This is a genomic window from Mesorhizobium sp. B4-1-1, assembly GCF_006439375.1.
Taxonomy (GTDB): Bacteria; Pseudomonadota; Alphaproteobacteria; order Rhizobiales; family Rhizobiaceae; genus Mesorhizobium.
Genome location: NZ_VFTH01000001.1, coordinates 101625 through 117109, shown reverse-complemented (window position 1 = coordinate 117109; position 15485 = coordinate 101625). Strand labels below are relative to the sequence as shown.

17 protein-coding genes and 1 tRNA gene are annotated in these 15485 nt (G+C 61.7%); 14 read left to right on the top strand and 4 right to left on the bottom strand.

Translation table 11 applies throughout. From position 1 onward, the window contains the following. The first annotated feature begins 16 nt into the window (after positions 1–16). The 9 genes from FJW10_RS00605 to FJW10_RS00565 all read left to right on the top strand — a co-directional run bounded on the left by FJW10_RS00605 (position 17) and on the right by FJW10_RS00565 (position 8638). Positions 17–1096: an ABC transporter ATP-binding protein gene (locus FJW10_RS00605; RefSeq protein ID WP_140897630.1), complete on the top strand. Its 1080-nt coding sequence runs from the start codon at positions 17–19 to the stop codon at positions 1094–1096. Positions 1097–1106: 10 nt separating this feature from the next. Continuing rightward, on the top strand, positions 1107–2174 hold the full coding sequence (locus tag FJW10_RS00600; RefSeq protein WP_140897628.1) for an ABC transporter ATP-binding protein: 1068 nt from the start codon (positions 1107–1109) through the stop codon (positions 2172–2174). Then, positions 2175–3041, top strand: a complete 867-nt coding sequence (locus FJW10_RS00595) for a sugar ABC transporter permease (protein ID WP_140856836.1) — start codon at positions 2175–2177, stop codon at positions 3039–3041. A gap of 1 nt (position 3042) precedes the next feature. Then, positions 3043–3951, top strand: a complete 909-nt coding sequence (locus FJW10_RS00590; RefSeq protein WP_140782835.1) for a carbohydrate ABC transporter permease — start codon at positions 3043–3045, stop codon at positions 3949–3951. Positions 3952–3954: 3 nt separating this feature from the next. Continuing rightward, the gene (locus FJW10_RS00585) at positions 3955–4242 is read left to right on the top strand and encodes a DUF2160 domain-containing protein (RefSeq protein WP_140653040.1); all 288 of its coding nucleotides are present in this window, start codon (positions 3955–3957) and stop codon (positions 4240–4242) included. Positions 4243–4317: 75 nt separating this feature from the next. Next, a complete protein-coding gene (locus FJW10_RS00580) occupies positions 4318–6045 on the top strand; it encodes an ABC transporter substrate-binding protein (protein ID WP_140897626.1) in 1728 nt (575 codons plus the stop codon). A 59-nt stretch (positions 6046–6104) separates the two neighbouring features. Then, positions 6105–6629: a hypothetical protein gene (locus tag FJW10_RS00575; RefSeq protein ID WP_140897625.1), complete on the top strand. Its 525-nt coding sequence runs from the start codon at positions 6105–6107 to the stop codon at positions 6627–6629. 12 nt (positions 6630–6641) lie between these two features. Further along, a complete protein-coding gene (gene glpK / locus FJW10_RS00570) occupies positions 6642–8135 on the top strand; it encodes a glycerol kinase GlpK (protein WP_140897623.1) in 1494 nt (497 codons plus the stop codon). A 32-nt stretch (positions 8136–8167) separates the two neighbouring features. Continuing rightward, positions 8168–8638 carry a DUF6882 domain-containing protein gene (locus tag FJW10_RS00565; protein WP_140830114.1) on the top strand — a complete coding sequence of 157 codons (471 nt, stop codon included), beginning with the start codon at positions 8168–8170 and terminating at the stop codon, positions 8636–8638. A 102-nt stretch (positions 8639–8740) separates the two neighbouring features. Here FJW10_RS00565 and FJW10_RS00560 read toward each other — a convergent pair whose 3' ends face one another. After that, positions 8741–9205 (bottom strand): BA14K family protein, encoded by a 465-nt coding sequence (locus FJW10_RS00560; protein WP_140897621.1) that lies wholly within the window; start codon positions 9203–9205, stop codon positions 8741–8743. 290 nt (positions 9206–9495) lie between these two features. Between FJW10_RS00560 and FJW10_RS00555 the strand changes: the two genes are divergently transcribed. From FJW10_RS00555 to FJW10_RS30320, 4 genes are all read left to right on the top strand, one after another. After that, positions 9496–9571, top strand: a tRNA-Lys gene (locus FJW10_RS00555). Positions 9572–9729: 158 nt separating this feature from the next. After that, a complete protein-coding gene (locus FJW10_RS00550; RefSeq protein ID WP_246674071.1) occupies positions 9730–9936 on the top strand; it encodes a hypothetical protein in 207 nt (68 codons plus the stop codon). 88 nt (positions 9937–10024) lie between these two features. Next, positions 10025–11170, top strand: a complete 1146-nt coding sequence (locus FJW10_RS00545) for a hypothetical protein (RefSeq protein WP_140830110.1) — start codon at positions 10025–10027, stop codon at positions 11168–11170. 50 nt (positions 11171–11220) lie between these two features. Next, on the top strand, positions 11221–11367 hold the full coding sequence (locus tag FJW10_RS30320) for a hypothetical protein (protein ID WP_181177360.1): 147 nt from the start codon (positions 11221–11223) through the stop codon (positions 11365–11367). A 115-nt stretch (positions 11368–11482) separates the two neighbouring features. On the opposite strand, the gene FJW10_RS00540 is transcribed toward FJW10_RS30320, so the two are convergent. After that, positions 11483–12220: a hypothetical protein gene (locus tag FJW10_RS00540; RefSeq protein ID WP_246674070.1), complete on the bottom strand. Its 738-nt coding sequence runs from the start codon at positions 12218–12220 to the stop codon at positions 11483–11485. 159 nt (positions 12221–12379) lie between these two features. Here FJW10_RS00540 and FJW10_RS00535 point away from each other — a divergent pair, with 159 nt between their 5' ends. Continuing rightward, positions 12380–13675, top strand: a complete 1296-nt coding sequence (locus tag FJW10_RS00535; protein WP_140897619.1) for a glycosyltransferase — start codon at positions 12380–12382, stop codon at positions 13673–13675. Between the two features lie 35 nt (positions 13676–13710). Here FJW10_RS00535 and dprA read toward each other — a convergent pair whose 3' ends face one another. Both dprA and plsY read right to left on the bottom strand, forming a co-directional pair. Beyond that, complete coding sequence (gene dprA / locus FJW10_RS00530) at positions 13711–14847, bottom strand: DNA-processing protein DprA (RefSeq protein WP_140897617.1); 1137 nt, start codon at positions 14845–14847, stop codon at positions 13711–13713. Beyond that, positions 14844–15425: a glycerol-3-phosphate 1-O-acyltransferase PlsY gene (gene plsY / locus FJW10_RS00525; protein ID WP_140897616.1), complete on the bottom strand. Its 582-nt coding sequence runs from the start codon at positions 15423–15425 to the stop codon at positions 14844–14846. Before plsY ends, dprA begins: the two co-directional genes overlap by 4 nt. Positions 15426–15485: the final 60 nt, after the last annotated feature.

Below are 15485 nucleotides of genomic sequence, written 5' to 3'. Positions count from 1 at the left end.
CCTGGGAGGAGGCGTGATGCTGGAACTGAGGAACGTGACGAAGACCATCGGCGCGCAGGAGCATATCCGCGACGTGTCGCTGACGCTTCAGCACGGCTCACTGAACGTGCTCCTGGGGCCGACGCTTTCCGGCAAGACCAGCCTGATGCGACTGATGGCGGGCCTCGACGCGCCGAGTTCCGGCTCGGTCTGGTTCGACGGCAAGGACGTCACCGGGCAGAAGGTGCAGAAGCGCAATGTCGCCATGGTCTACCAGCAGTTCATCAATTACCCGGCGATGACCGTCTACGAGAACATCGCCTCGCCGCTGCGGGTGGCCGGCCTCGATCAGGCGAAGATCGACAAGGAGGTGCGCAACGCGGCGGCGCTTTTGAAGCTCACGCCCTATCTCGACCGCACGCCGCTCAACCTGTCCGGCGGCCAGCAGCAGCGCACCGCACTTGCCCGCGCCATCGTCAAGGACGCTAGCTTGGTGCTGCTCGACGAGCCTTTGGCCAATCTCGACTACAAGCTGCGCGAGGAATTGCGCGCCGAGCTGCCGAAAATTTTTGCCGCCGCCGGCACCATCTTCGTCTATGCGACGACAGAGCCGCACGAGGCGCTTTTGCTCGGCGGCAACACGGCGACGCTTTCGGAAGGCCGCGTCACGCAATTCGGCCCGACGGTCGAAGTGTTCCGCAAGCCGGTCGATCTGGTGACGGCGCGGACCTTCGCGGATCCGCCGCTCAATACCATCGTGCTCTCCAAGAAGGGATCGGATTTTCTGTTGGAAGGCGGCGTCAAGCTGCCGGTGCCGACGGAACTCAACGGCATTCCCGACGCCAGCTACACGATCGGGTTCCAGCCGCATCATTTGTCGCTGAAGCGGCCGAACGCTTCCGCTGCGCCGGTGCGGGCGAAGGTCACCATCACCGAGATCACCGGCTCGGAAAGCTTCGTCCATCTTGATTTCGCCGATGCGCGCTGGGTCATGCTTGCGCATGGCATTCTCGATTTCGAGACGGACGACGAGGTCGAGGTGTTCATCGATCCGCGCCACATCATGGTGTTCGACCAGAACGGCCGCGCCGTGACGGCGTCGAAGCTGGCGGCGTGAGGAGCAAACGATGGCGCGCATCGAGGTCAATCATATTCGTCATTCCTACGTGCCCAACCCGCAGAAGGATTCCGATTTCGCGCTGAAGGAAGTGCACCACACCTTCGAGGAGGGCGGCGCCTACGCACTGCTCGGGCCGTCGGGCTGCGGCAAGACCACTCTGCTCAACATCATTTCCGGCCTGCTGCATCCCTCGCACGGCAAGCTTTTGTTCAACGGCCGTGACGTCACCAACCTGTCGACGCAGGAACGCAACATTGCGCAGGTGTTCCAGTTCCCGGTCATCTACGACACCATGACCGTCTACGACAATCTGGCTTTCCCGCTGCGCAACCGCCGCGTGCCGGAGACGGACGTCGACCGCAAGGTGCGCGAGACGCTCGACATGATCGATCTCGCTTCGCTGGCGAAAAAGAAAGCGCGCGGGCTCACTGCCGACCAGAAGCAGAAGATCTCGCTTGGACGCGGCCTGGTGCGCTCGGACGTCAACGCCATCCTGTTCGACGAGCCGCTGACGGTGATCGACCCGCATATGAAATGGGTGCTGCGCTCGCAGCTCAAGCAACTGCACCGCCGCTTTGGCTACACAATGGTCTATGTCACGCACGATCAGACCGAAGCGCTGACTTTCGCCGACCGTGTCGTGGTGATGTATGATGGCGAGATCGTCCAGATCGGCACGCCGGCGGAGCTGTTCGAACGGCCGCGCCACACTTTCGTCGGCTATTTCATCGGCTCGCCGGGCATGAACGTATTGCCGGTCGCACTCGAGGGCAGAACGGCGACGCTCGGCGCGCAGCGCATCGAATTGCCCGGCGTGCCCAAGGCCGAAGCCGGCGCCGTCGAGCTCGGCATCCGTCCCGAATATGTGCGGCTCGGCCGCGAGGGCATGGCGGTGCAGGTCTCCAAGGTCGAGGACGTCGGCCGCCACAAGGTCGTGCGCGCCAACCTGGAAGGCAGGGAGATTGCCGCGGTGATCGGCGAGGACGACGAGGTGCCTGCCGAGCCGAAAGTCCGCTTCGATCCGGCCGGCATCAACATCTATGCCGATTCCTGGCGCGTCGAGATGGGGGCGTAGATGGACAAGACCTGGAACAACAAGGCCTGGTTCCTTGTGCTGCCGGTGCTGGTGCTGGTGGCGTTCTCGGCCGTCATCCCGCTGATGACCGTCGTCAACTATTCGGTGCAGGACACGTTCGGCAACAACGTCTTCTTCTGGGCCGGCACCGAATGGTTCGAGGAACTGCTGCACTCCGACCGCTTCTGGGAAGCGATGGTGCGCAACCTGATCTTCTCCTTCATCATCCTGGCGATCGAGGTGCCGCTCGGCATCTTCATCGCGCTCAACATGCCGAAGAAGGGCTGGGGCGTGCCGGTCTGCCTGGTGCTGATGGCGCTGCCGCTGTTGATCCCGTGGAACGTCGTCGGCACGATCTGGCAGGTGTTCGGCCGCAACGACATCGGCCTGCTCGGCTATTACGTCAACGCACTCGGCATCGACTACAACTACGTCCAGGATCCGATCGACGCCTGGGTCACCGTCATCATCATGGATGTCTGGCACTGGACGAGCTTGGTCGTGCTGCTTTGCTATGCCGGCCTGGTCTCGATTCCCGATGCCTTCTACCAGGCGGCCAAGATCGACGGCGCCTCGCGCTGGGCGGTGTTCCGCTACATCCAGCTGCCCAAGATGCAGCGTGTGCTGCTGATCGCCGTGCTGTTGCGTTTCATGGACAGCTTCATGATCTATACCGAGCCCTTCGTCGTCACCGGCGGCGGCCCCGGCAATTCCACCACCTTCCTGTCGATCGACCTCGTCAAGACCGCCCTCGGCCAGTTCGACCTCGGTCCGGCGGCGGCAATGTCGCTGGTCTACTTCCTGATCATCCTGTTGTTGTCGTGGGTGTTCTACACCGTGATGACCAATTACGACGCGGAGCGCTGAGATGGCGGGCGCCAACGAGACGACGCGCGTGAGCGAGACGGCGGTCACCGAGGTGGGCAGCGCGCTGTCGCAGGACGAGGTGGCGAAGCTGATGCGCCGCCGCGGCGAGGAATCGCGCTGGTGGTGGATCGTGCCGACGGTCTACATCATCGTTATCCTGCTGCCGATCTACTGGCTCATCAACATGAGCTTCAAGACCAATGCGGAGATCGTGTCGTCGCTGACGCTGTTCCCGCATAATCCGACACTGGCGAACTATCGCACCATCTTCACCGACCCGTCCTGGTATTCGGGCTACATCAACTCGATCACCTATGTGGTGATGAACATGGTGATATCGGTGGCGGTGGCGCTGCCGGCGGCCTACGCCTTCTCGCGCTACCGCTTCCTTGGCGACAAGCATTTGTTCTTCTGGCTTTTGACCAACCGCATGGCGCCGCCGGCGGTGTTCGCGCTGCCGTTCTTCCAGCTCTATTCGGCGTTCGGCCTGATCGACACCCATATCGCCGTGGCGCTGGCGCACTGCCTGTTCAACGTGCCGCTGGCGGTGTGGATCCTCGAAGGCTTCATGTCCGGCGTGCCGAAGGAGATCGACGAAACCGCCTATATCGACGGCTACTCCTTCCCGCGCTTTTTCGTGAAGATCTTCATGCCGCTGATCGCGAGCGGCATCGGCGTCGCCTGCTTCTTCTGCTTCATGTTCTCGTGGGTGGAGCTCCTGATCGCGCGCACGCTGACCACCACCGACGCCAAGCCGATCGCCGCCACCATGACCCGCACCGTCTCGGCCGCCGGCATGGACTGGGGCCTGCTCGCCGCCGCCGGCGTGCTGACGCTGATCCCCGGCGCTTTGGTCATCTGGTTCGTGCGAAACTATATCGCCAAGGGCTTTGCCCTGGGGAGGGTCTAAGCCATGAACCTCGACTTCTCCTGGATGGCGTGGACGTGGCCGACGGCTGCTTTCTTCATCGTCATCGCGCTGATGCTCTGCGGCATGGGCGTTTGGGAATATGTCTCGCCCGGCGGCAATCCGCGCGTCGGCGTGCTGCGCTTCGAGACGACGCGCGGCGATCGTTTGTTCCTGTCGCTGCTTGGCAGCGCCTTCATCCATCTCGCTTGGCTGGGTCTGGTAGGACCCAACCTGTGGTGGGCTCTCGCTCTCTCCGTGGTCTACGCCGTTGGCGTGTTCCGATACGTATAGAGGGGGAATAGCCGGAGCGGCCGCGTGCTGGCGGCCGCCCGGAATGCACTTGAAACCTAAGACTGGAGGAGACACATGCGACGGCAATTTCTAACATCGACGACCGCCCTTGTCCTATTGCTCGGCGTGGGCAACGCCTATGCCGGTATGGACGAGGCAAAAGCCTTTCTCGACAAGGAGATAGGCGACCTTTCGACGCTTTCGCGCGCCGATCAGGAAAAGGAAATGCAGTGGTTCATCGACGCAGCCAAGCCGTTCGCCGGCATGGACATCAAGGTCGTTTCGGAAACCATCGCCACGCACCAATACGAGTCACAGGTGCTGGCGCCGGCCTTCTCCGCCATCACCGGCATCAAGGTCACGCATGACGTCATCCAGGAAGGCGACGTCGTCGAAAAGATCCAGACCCAGATGCAGACGGGACAGAACCTCTATGACGGCTGGGTCAACGATTCCGACCTGATCGGCACGCACTGGCGCTACCAGCAGGTGCGCAACCTGACCGACTGGATGGCGAATGAAGGCAAGGACGTCACCAATCCGAACCTCGACCTGAAGGACTTCATCGGCACCTCGTTCACGACGGCGCCCGACAAGAAGCTCTATCAGCTCCCCGACCAGCAGTTCGCCAACCTCTACTGGTTCCGCTACGACTGGTTCAACGACGAGAAGAACAAGGCCGACTTCAAGGCCAAATACGGCTACGACCTAGGCGTTCCCGTCAACTGGTCGGCTTATGAGGACATCGCCGAATTCTTCACCGGCCGCGAGATCGACGGCAAGAAGGTCTACGGCCATATGGACTACGGCAAGAAGGACCCGTCGCTCGGCTGGCGGTTCACCGACGCCTGGCTGTCCATGGCCGGCAATGGCGACAAGGGCATTCCGAACGGCCTGCCCGTCGACGAATGGGGCATCAAGGTCGACGAGAATTCGCGCCCTGTCGGCTCCTGCACAGCGCGTGGCGGCGACACCAACGGCCCGGCGGCGGTCTACTCGATCCAGAAATATCTCGACTGGCTGAAGGCCTACGCTCCGGCGGAAGCCCAGGGCATGACCTTCTCCGAATCCGGCCCGGTGCCGGCGCAGGGCGCGGTCGCGCAGCAGATCTTCTGGTACACCGCCTTCACCGCTTCGATGGTCGACGCCGGCGCCAAGGCGGTGCTGAACGACGACGGCACGCCGAAGTGGCGCATGGCGCCGTCGCCGCATGGCGTCTACTGGAAGGACGGCATGAAGCTCGGCTATCAGGACGTGGGTTCCTGGACGCTGATGAAATCGACGCCGGACGATCGCGCCAAGGCGGCCTGGCTTTATGCGCAGTTCGTCACCTCGAAAACGGTCGACGTGAAGAAGAGCCATGTCGGCCTGACCTTCATCCGCGAGAGCACGATCCACGACAAGAGCTTCACCGAGCGCGCTCCGAAGCTCGGCGGCCTGATCGAGTTCTATCGTTCGCCGGCCCGCGTCCAGTGGTCGCCGACGGGTACCAACGTGCCTGACTATCCGAAGCTGGCGCAACTCTGGTGGCAGGCGATCGGCGATGCCTCGTCCGGCGCCAAGTCGGCTCAGGAAGCGATGGACTCGCTCTGCGCCGAGCAGGAAAAGGTCATGGGCCGCATCGAGAAGTCCGGCGTCCAGGGCGACATCGGCCCGAAGCTCGCCGAAGAGCACGATCTCGACTATTGGAACAAGGATGCCGTCTCGAAGGGCAACCTTGCGCCGCAGCTGAAGATCGAGAACGAGAAGGAAAAGCCGCAGACCGTCAACTATGACGAGCTGGTGAAGAGCTGGCAGAAGTAATTCTGTCCGACTACAGTTTGCCGGGGCGTCCTGCCCCGGCAAACGCTTCGGAGCGTCCGGTGATCTCCTCGCTTTTTCGACGTACTCGACTCTGGGCTCCGGCCGCGACCGGTGAAAATGGTGAGCCGCTTTTCACAGCGAATTTGGCTCTCGAATGGGCCGCGCAGCACGCTTCAGATCACCAGGATGAAAGCGATGCAACGAGTGCATCTGCCTCGAGCCGATTGAAGCAGGTCCCGCAGAATCCAGAGCTGCGGCTCGCTTACGAGTTGGTCCCGGAGATCATCGCCGAATATGCTTTGAGAAGCCTCTCGGCTCCGAAAGATTTTGAATACGTGCTGAGTGACCTGCAGGGCCGGCGCCACAGTTTCAAAGTCGCCCGGCACCCGATCGCGCGGCTTGTCCACGACGCTCTCGCGCGCGGTCAACTTCCTTCGCTGACAGTGCAAACCGTCGCAACAGCCTCCAGCTATGCAGGCGCGGTTTCCAAGGCACTGGATGCGGGTGAGAAGTTGGAAGATCTGACTGTTTGCGTCGCCCCGATCGGACTTGGCCTCCGACAAGGCAAACTGGAAATTAGATAGGGTTGTCGAATTTTGACCAAGCACATTCTCGCAATCGATCAAGGCACAACATCGACCAGGGCAATCCTTTTCGACGGGAACATGAAAGTCGCCGGCGCCGGCCAGCAGGAATTCACGCAGCATTATCCGGCTTCCGGCTGGGTCGAACATGACCCGGAAGACATCTGGGCGAGCGTTCTCGCCACGGTGAAATCGGCATTGAAGGCCGCCGGCCGCACGGCATCGGATGTCGCCGCGATCGGCATCACCAACCAGCGCGAGACGGTCGTCATCTGGGACAAGGCGACCGGCAAGCCGATCCATAATGCGATCGTCTGGCAGGACAGGCGCACCGCGCCGCTCTGTCAGAAGCTGAAGAAGCAGGGATTGGAGAAGACATTCACGAAAAAGACCGGCCTGCTGCTCGATCCCTATTTCTCCGGCACCAAGATCGCCTGGATGCTGGACAAGGTGAAGGGCGCCAGGAAGCGCGCCGAGAGAGGCGAACTGCTCGCCGGCACCATCGACAGTTTCCTGATCTGGCGGCTGACCGGCGGCCAGATGCACGCTACCGATGCGACCAACGCCTCGCGCACTTTGGTCTACAATATCGAGAAGAATGTCTGGGACGACGAGTTGCTTTCCATCCTCAACATACCGGCAGCGATCCTGCCGCGGGTGAAGGATTGCGCCGACGATTTCGGCGTCACCGAGAAGAGCCTCTTCGGAGCCGAGATGCGGATCCTCGGCGTCGCCGGCGACCAGCATGCGGCGACCATCGGCCAGGCCTGCTTCGAGCCCGGCATGATGAAATCCACCTACGGCACCGGCTGCTTCGCTCTGCTCAACACGGGCGCCGACCTGGTGCGTTCGAGGAATCGCCTACTCACCACTATCGCTTATCGGCTCAACGGCAAAACCACCTACGCGCTGGAAGGCTCGATCTTCATCGCGGGCGCCGCCGTGCAATGGCTGCGCGACGGCATCAAGGTGATCGGCAAGGCCGAGCAAAGCGGCGCCTTGGCGGCGGCCGCGGACCCGGCGCAACAAGTCTATCTGGTGCCGGCCTTCGTCGGCCTCGGCGCGCCGCATTGGGACGCGGACGCGCGCGGCGCTATCTTCGGCCTGACGCGCAACTCCGGCCCGGCCGAGTTCGCGCGCGCCGCACTTGAATCGGTCGCCTTCCAGACCCGCGACCTGCTCGACGCCATGCGCAAGGACTGGAAAGGCGCCTCGGCCAAGACCGTGCTTCGCGTCGACGGCGGCATGGTGGCGTCCGACTGGACCATGCAGCGGCTCGCCGATATTCTCGACGCGCCGGTCGACCGTCCGACGATCCTGGAGACGACGGCGCTTGGCGCCGCCTGGCTCGCCGGTTCGAAGGCCGGCGTATGGCCGAAGGCAAGGGAATTCGCCAAGAGCTGGGCGCTTGAACGGCGCTTCATGCCGCAGATGGATGCGGCCGTGCGCGGGGCGAAGCTGGCCGGATGGCGCGATGCGGTGCGCAGGACGTTGAGTGGGCAATAAGGAGCTGTCAGTCAACGTGCAGGGTGAGGGGAATGGACCCAGACTGGTATGCTGCCTGGCGTGAAGAGGCGTTCGAACAACTTCGAGCGAAAAATAGGCGCCTGCAGGATGACTTCCGCCTTGGCAGTTGGTCTCGCTATAATTACGACCTGAAGGCTGGAAAGCTCCTTTTCTCAGAAGAAGGCGTCGTCAAGGTCGTCTCGGACATCCAAATTGCTGGGTCAACGAGCGTTAAAGCTGGCAATTGGCTCTGGGCTTGGGCCAATTCGAATTGGCCTTCGGAATTCATAACTGACGCCCAGTCAGCCCGATCTTTCGGTAAGAAGCACGGCATCGGCGAGTTAACTCGGGACTATGTGACGGACGAAGATCTTGATGCGCTCGGCTGGAAACTGACCTCAGCAGTGACTCGGATTTGCAACGCTTGCGGAGCCTATCGCTCTCCTCCAGATGACGGCGTAGGTCTTTATCTGATTCTCAAAAGCATTAGCTGGGCAAGCTGACCTGTGGGTGCGCTGTTGAAATCCGGCTGACTAACAACGAGAGAGCCCGTGCCTCGAGAGGCACGGGCTCAGTCAACGACCCTGGGTACTGACTGGAGGCCGTCAGTAGGGCGACATGCACTGCTGACGCGGGCCGTTGTAGGGTTGGAAGGTGTTGTCCGAGGCGCGATACGAACGATAACGGTCGTAGCACCACTGCACGTGTGAGTTGCCGCGATAGACGCGGTTGTTCTCGCTGTTGACGATGGCGCCGGTGATCAGCGCGCCAGTGGCGAAAGCAGCCAACGGGAACCAGTAGTCGCCATGACGACGATAGCCGTGGCGATATTCACGATAGCCGCGATGGCCGTTCCAGTACATGCCGTCATTGCGCGAGAAACGCTGGCCGCCGCGCCAATGGCCGCCATGCCTCCATCGGAAGTCGCGTTCTGCTACCTTCTGGACGTCGGACGAGGACGGCGAAGCCTGCGGCACGAACACCTGGGCGGCATTGGCGGGTACTGCCGCGGCGGCGGCGAACGAAACCGACAAGGCGGCGGCAAGCAAGCCCGACACGATCTTTTTCATTGTTCTTCTCCTTGAGAGGATGGTTTGACGTCCTGTGCCGGAGAAACGGAAAATGACCGCGATTGTTCCCCTTTGAATCTCAAACCATTGTTATTTCAGGAGCTTCTGAGATACCGAGGCAGATCGAAGCGAGCCATCGGACTCGGCACCCCGGATGCTTGATCGCCAGTCGCCAAAATTCGCCAGACCCGTTGATAACTCCGGCTGGCGGCCATCTTTTTCCGGTTGACCGGCCGCGGCACTCTCCCTATGTTCCGCGCAATTTCGAGGGCGGCGTTTCGAGCCCGCGGGAGCGCGTAGCTCAGCCGGTAGAGCAACTGACTTTTAATCAGTAGGTCATGGGTTCGAATCCCATCGCGCTCACCAAATTTTCAACAACCGAGTAGATGCCGGAGCAAACCTACCGACGCTTCCGTATCCGGGGCGATCGACGCAGGGCATGTCGTCTGCGCCCCTGCAATCGGAACAAAAACTTATGCGCGGCTGTTTCCCTGTTGAAGGGACTGCAATGCGGGATGCAGAGAGTGGACGTATTAAATCTGGAACTGGATAGAGCCAGGCTGCGTGTCAAGCGCGCAGAGACATCGCTCAATCATGCAAAAGAAATGCTGGATGAAGAATGTGGCGTCGGGATCAATCTCGCGCTGTGCGACCGCATAAGGTCGGAGAAGAAGCGAGTGGCGGAGGCCAGAAAACGGCTGATGAAGATCGCTTCGACCGCCTCAGCCTGATGGGGTGACTTCCCCAAGACAAGGGGTGATTGCCTTGTCCCTGGATAAGGTCGTGGTTAAACTCGGCGCCTCCGAGGGAGGCTCCAGGATGACACTCGACCTTTCGGTAGACGCTGAGGCCCCCAAGGCGACGACGCCGCCTGGCAAATATCTTTTCGGTCCGGTCGCCGACTTCCTCATGCTGGGCGGCAGCGCGTTTCTGATCCTGCCGGTGCTGTTCTTCGTGCCTCGCGCGTATGAAGGTCCGCTGGCCGCGACGATGGTCGTCGTGGCCTATCTGGTGAACTATCCGCACTTCGCCCACTCCTACCAGATTTTCTACCGCAATTTCGGCCGCAAGGCGCGCGGCGACGGCTACGACAGGAGCCTGCAGCTTCGCTATATTTTCGCCGGCGTCATCGTTCCGGCGATCATGGCGCTGTTCTTTGCCTATGGCGCGGCGACGTCGAACACGCGGCTGCTGGGCTTCGCGGCCAACGCGATGTTCTTCTTCGTCGGCTGGCACTACGTCAAGCAAGGCTACGGCATGCTGATGGTCGACGCCGTCCTGAAACGCAAATTCTTCGATGACCGGGACAAGAAGGTGCTGCTTGTCAACAGCTACGCGGTGTGGATCCTGGCCTGGCTGCAGACGAATACGGCTGTGACGCAGGGACAGTATTACGGCCTTCAATATTACACCTTCGCGGCGCCGTCCTGGATCACCGACATTGCCGTGCTGGCGGCCGTCGGATCGACGGCGGCCACGCTTTTGATGCTGGTCAACCGCTGGCGAAGGAATGGCGGCGGACTGCCTTACAACGGCATCGTGGCCTATGTCGCGTCACTCTATCTCTGGATCCTGATCGCCAGGGTTAACCCGCTCTGGCTGCTCGTGGTGCCGGCGCTTCACTCGCTGCAATATCTGGCCGTGGTGTGGCGCTATCAGACCAATGTCGAGCGTGACGTCTCGGACGCCGCGCGGGATCCGGAGCCGAAGATACTATCCGTGCTTGGGCCCCGCTACAGGTTGCGGGTGCTGGGGTTCATCATCGGCGGTGGCGCTCTCGGCTATCTCGGCTTCTGGCTGATCCCCTTCGTGCTGACCGCCCTGATCCCGTACGACAGCCAGGTCCTCGGTTCCTCGCTGTTCTTCTTCATCGTGCTGATCTTCATCAATGTGCACCACTACTTCCTCGACAATGTGATGTGGCGCCGCGGCAATCCGGAAGTGTCTAAATACCTGTTCCGGTAGCGTGATCGCGCGGTATCCCGATAGGCGAAGCCGAATGCCTGGAAGCCATATTGGATGCGGGCCTGCAGCAGTCTATCGGCGCTTTCCTGGTGGAGACCCATGACAGAATAGCGACCGACATTGCGCGCCGGCTCGATCGCATCAGGCAGCGCATTGCCGAAGACGACATCCGCGACATCAATCTGGAGTGGATTTGACTTTCATCTGCGCCGCGGCAATCCGGAAGCGTCGAAGTAACTGTTCCGGTAGAAGCACGGTCAGGTTAGATCTCAGCGGTTCCCTGTGGCGCCAAGCGCTGGTCGCGGTCCATGACTATCGATCCGGCTGTGACATCAGGAGGCGAACGATCGGCTGGACATTGTCCTTGTACGTGATGCAGCGATCATAGATCCCCTTTGACACCCGATCTTGTCCGATCCGCTCCCATTCGGGCGTCTGGGCCGTCCAGTCGGGCTGCTGTGCTATGAGGCGCTCACGATGGAGACAGTCGGGGTCGCGAGCAAGAATCAGGCGCGCTTCATCGGCCAATGGAATGTAGTCCTCGATCGCGGCTTTCTTTCTTGCCTGAGCTGTTCGGTCCAGCTTGATTTCCAGCTGAACCGTGCCGGGCACGTTGGGTACGGCGGCCGAGCAAAGCTGCGGATGCCCCTTGCGTGTCTTTTGCAGCAGCATGTTCACGGCGCTGCCGAACACGAAGGCCAAGTCGTGCACCGGGTTATAGCCGTCAACGGCGTCTGATACGACCTGGACTTCCTCAGCGCTGTCAATGTCCGCGCTGATCCTGGCAAATATATCGAGAAAGAATGTTTGGTCGCCGGCCAAAAGAGCGCTGTACCAAGCTGCATCGGTTATTTCGCCGAAGACCGAGCCCGGCGTTCCCCCGGACGCCTCGACGATCTGGCGGGAATATTCGGTCCTGGCGCTCTGGCGGCCGCCGGACCCGTCGGTCAGAAGATAAACCCTCGGCTTGGCGATTTCGAGCCAGTGATGAATCCTGAGCTCGTGTCCCGGATGCGCGAGGATCAGCACATTTTGGAGTCTGCTACCCATGGAGTTGCTCCAATTTTTTGGTTGCCACATGCAATCGATATCGGCGTTCTGCACCAGTGACACGCCACCGGGGAACTTGTTGGGCCGAATTGTTCTCACTAAGACATTGACCGCATTTGCCGTCATCGACGATGGCGATCAGCCGGCAAGGAGCCTATCTTGCGTGTTCTCATCACCAACCTGTCAGTGGCACAAAATAGCGGAACGGAATCTGTCGTTGAATTGCTTGCCGACGGGTTACGCGCCGCCGGCCACCAAACGATGCTGCTCACTACAAATCTCGGCGATATGGCCGACAGAATGCGGCGGCGAGGCCATCACGTCGTCGATCGGGTTGCCGAGATCGTCGACAAGCCCGACATCATCCACGGTCAGCATCTGACGCCTTGCCTGACGGCCCTGGCAAGATTTCCCGACGTGCCCGCGGTCTTTTCCTGCCACAGCTCGTTCTTCGAAATCGAGGCGCCGATACCTCATCCCCAGATTTGCCATTGGATCGCAGTAGACGAGGCCTGCAGGGCGAAGTGCCTGTCCAGAGGAATTCCAGAAGACAAACTTGACCTCATCTACAACGCTGTTGATCTTGAGCGGTTCAGGCCTCGCCCGCCGCTTCCGGCTAGTCCCAAGCGCGGTCTGCTGTTGACAAAAAACTTTGATCATCAGCAAGCGGTGCGGGTGGCCTGCGCCAGAACAGGTGTCCAACTCGACGAACTAGGCCCCGCCACAAACCGGTATTCCAATCAGATCGAAAAGGACCTTCTCGCCTATGACGTCGTGTTCGCCACCGCGCGCATGGCCATCGAGGCCGCGGCGGTGGGCTGCTCGGTCGTGGTTTGCGATGCACGAGGTTTTGCCGGGATGCTCGATACCGGCAACATGGAAAGGTGGCGGCGGGCCAACCTTGGGGTGAGTCTACTCGACAGGCCGACCACGGCAGAAAATTTGATGGCTGCGATCTGCAGCTACAATGCAGATGATGCTGCGACCGTCTCGGCCTACTTCCGCGACATGGCGGGCTCGCCCCACTTCATTGACGAGCATCTGCGCGTCTATGATCAAGTTTTGCATGCGGGGCTTCGCGCGACGTCCGAAGAGGTGGCTCTGGGAACTGCGTCCTGGATCGAAGAAATTGCCGTGTCCATCCCGCATCGCAAATGGTTGCGAATCGTCAAGGAGATGCATGGCTGGCCGGACGCAATCGACCAACTGACGATGATGGAGCTGTTGCGTGCAAACACGAAGACGTTGGAAGGCAATTCCGCCTTGTTGACGGCACTGAGCCAATCGACTGCAGACCTGATCCAGGGCGGACCGGGCAATCATGCAATCCTGCGCCAAATAGACGATCGAGTTTCCCGGCTCTCGCGCTTCGTTGACGAAGTGAGCGGTCTCTACAACGGCATGGTGCCACTGTTCATTCGCAAGATGCTCCTCAGGATTCGTATGCGGGGCTGATCACCAAGCGTTCTGTGACAATTATCGCAGCCAGTTCAGTTCCCTCCCGGAACCAGCGAGACATTCCCGCCAGCATGGCGTTCCAACCTTCCGGCGAGGTCGAGCTCCAGAAGCACCATGGCGATCTGCGCGGCGCTCAGTCCGGTATGGCGGATGATGTCATCCACGGCGGTCGGCGTGGGTCCGAGCGCTTCCAGCACATCGGCGCGGTCGTTTTCGCCGGGCGGCGGCATGGCGGATATGTCGGGCGCCTCGGCAATCGGCGCGGTTCTTGGAGCCCGGGTGCCGGCAAGCGGCGCCAGCGCGCCGAGCACATCGGCGGCCTCGGTGACGAGCGTGACGCCGTCCTTGAGCAGCGCGTTGCAGCCGGCGGCGCGCGGATCGAGCGGCGAGCCCGGCACGGCGAAGACCAGCCGGCCCATTTCATTGGCGAGGCGGGCGCTGATCAGCGAGCCGGAGCGCTGTGCGGCCTCGACCACCACAAGTCCAAGCGCCATGCCGGCAACCAGGCGGTTGCGGCGCGGGAAATCCTGGGCGCGCGGCTGCCAGGCGAAGGGCATTTCCGAAACGATGGCGCCGCCACGATCGGCGATCTCGTCGCACAGGCCGGCATTCTCGGACGGGTAGGGGACATCGAGCCCGCCGGCCAGCACGCCGATGGTGCCGGTCGAAACGCTGCCCTTGTGCGCGGCCGTGTCGATGCCGCGCGCCAGGCCGGAAACGATGACGTAGCCTTCGCGGCCGAGATCGGCTGCCAGCATGCGCGCCATCTTGATGCCGGCCAGCGAGGCATTTCGGGCGCCGACGATCGCCACCGCCGGCAGGCGGAAGACCGCGCCTTCGCCTTTCACCGCCAGCAGCGGCGGCGGATTGTCGAGGGTCTTCAGCAAGGGCGGATAATCGGCCTCGCCGATGCCGACGAAGCGGGCGCCGACGCGCCGGGCGGCGTCCAGCTCGACTTCGGCCTCGGCGACGGAAGGGATGCGGACGATACGATTGGCGCCGCCGGATATCATCAGCTCGGGCAGCATTTCAAGCGCGGCTTCAGCCGAGCCGAAGCGGTTGATCAACTCGCGAAACGAGGCCGGGCCGACATTAGGTGTGCGGATCAGGCGAAGCCAGGCAAGCCGCTGCCGGTCGCTGAGGCGCGGGCCGGCGGCCGGCGCGCTCATCCCTTCGCCCCGATTTTGCCTTCGGTGCCGGCCAGCAGCCGCGAGATGTTGGCATGATGCTTGACGATGACGATCAGGCTCATCACGGCGAACAGGCCGGCGATCTGCGGCGTGCTTATGAAATAGAGCGCGATCGGCACAATGACCGCCGCCGCCAGCGCCGCCAGCGAGGAATAGCGAAACAGGAAGGCCATAGCGAGCCAGACGACGGCGAAGACGAGCATGCCTTGCCAGGCAAGGCCGAGCAGCACGCCCAGATAAGTGGCGACGCCCTTGCCGCCCTTGAAGCCGAGCCAGGCCGGGAAAAGATGGCCGAGGAAGGCGCCGAAGCCGGCCAACAGTCCGAAGTCCGGCGAAAAATGCCCGGCGACCAGCACCGCGGCCGTGCCTTTCAGCGCATCGAGCAGCAGCGTGGCCGCAGCGAGCCCTTTATTGCCCGTCCTCAGCACATTGGTCGCGCCGATATTGCCGGAGCCGATCTTGCGAACGTCGCCGAGCCCGGCCGCGCGGGTGATCAGAAGCCCGAACGGGATCGAGCCAAGCAGATAGCCGAAGACGAGCGCGACCGCGTAACCCATTGTTCCCCCTTATTTCCTGTCGCTCCGGTTGCTCGCTCCAGGATTGAGATACTGTGCGTT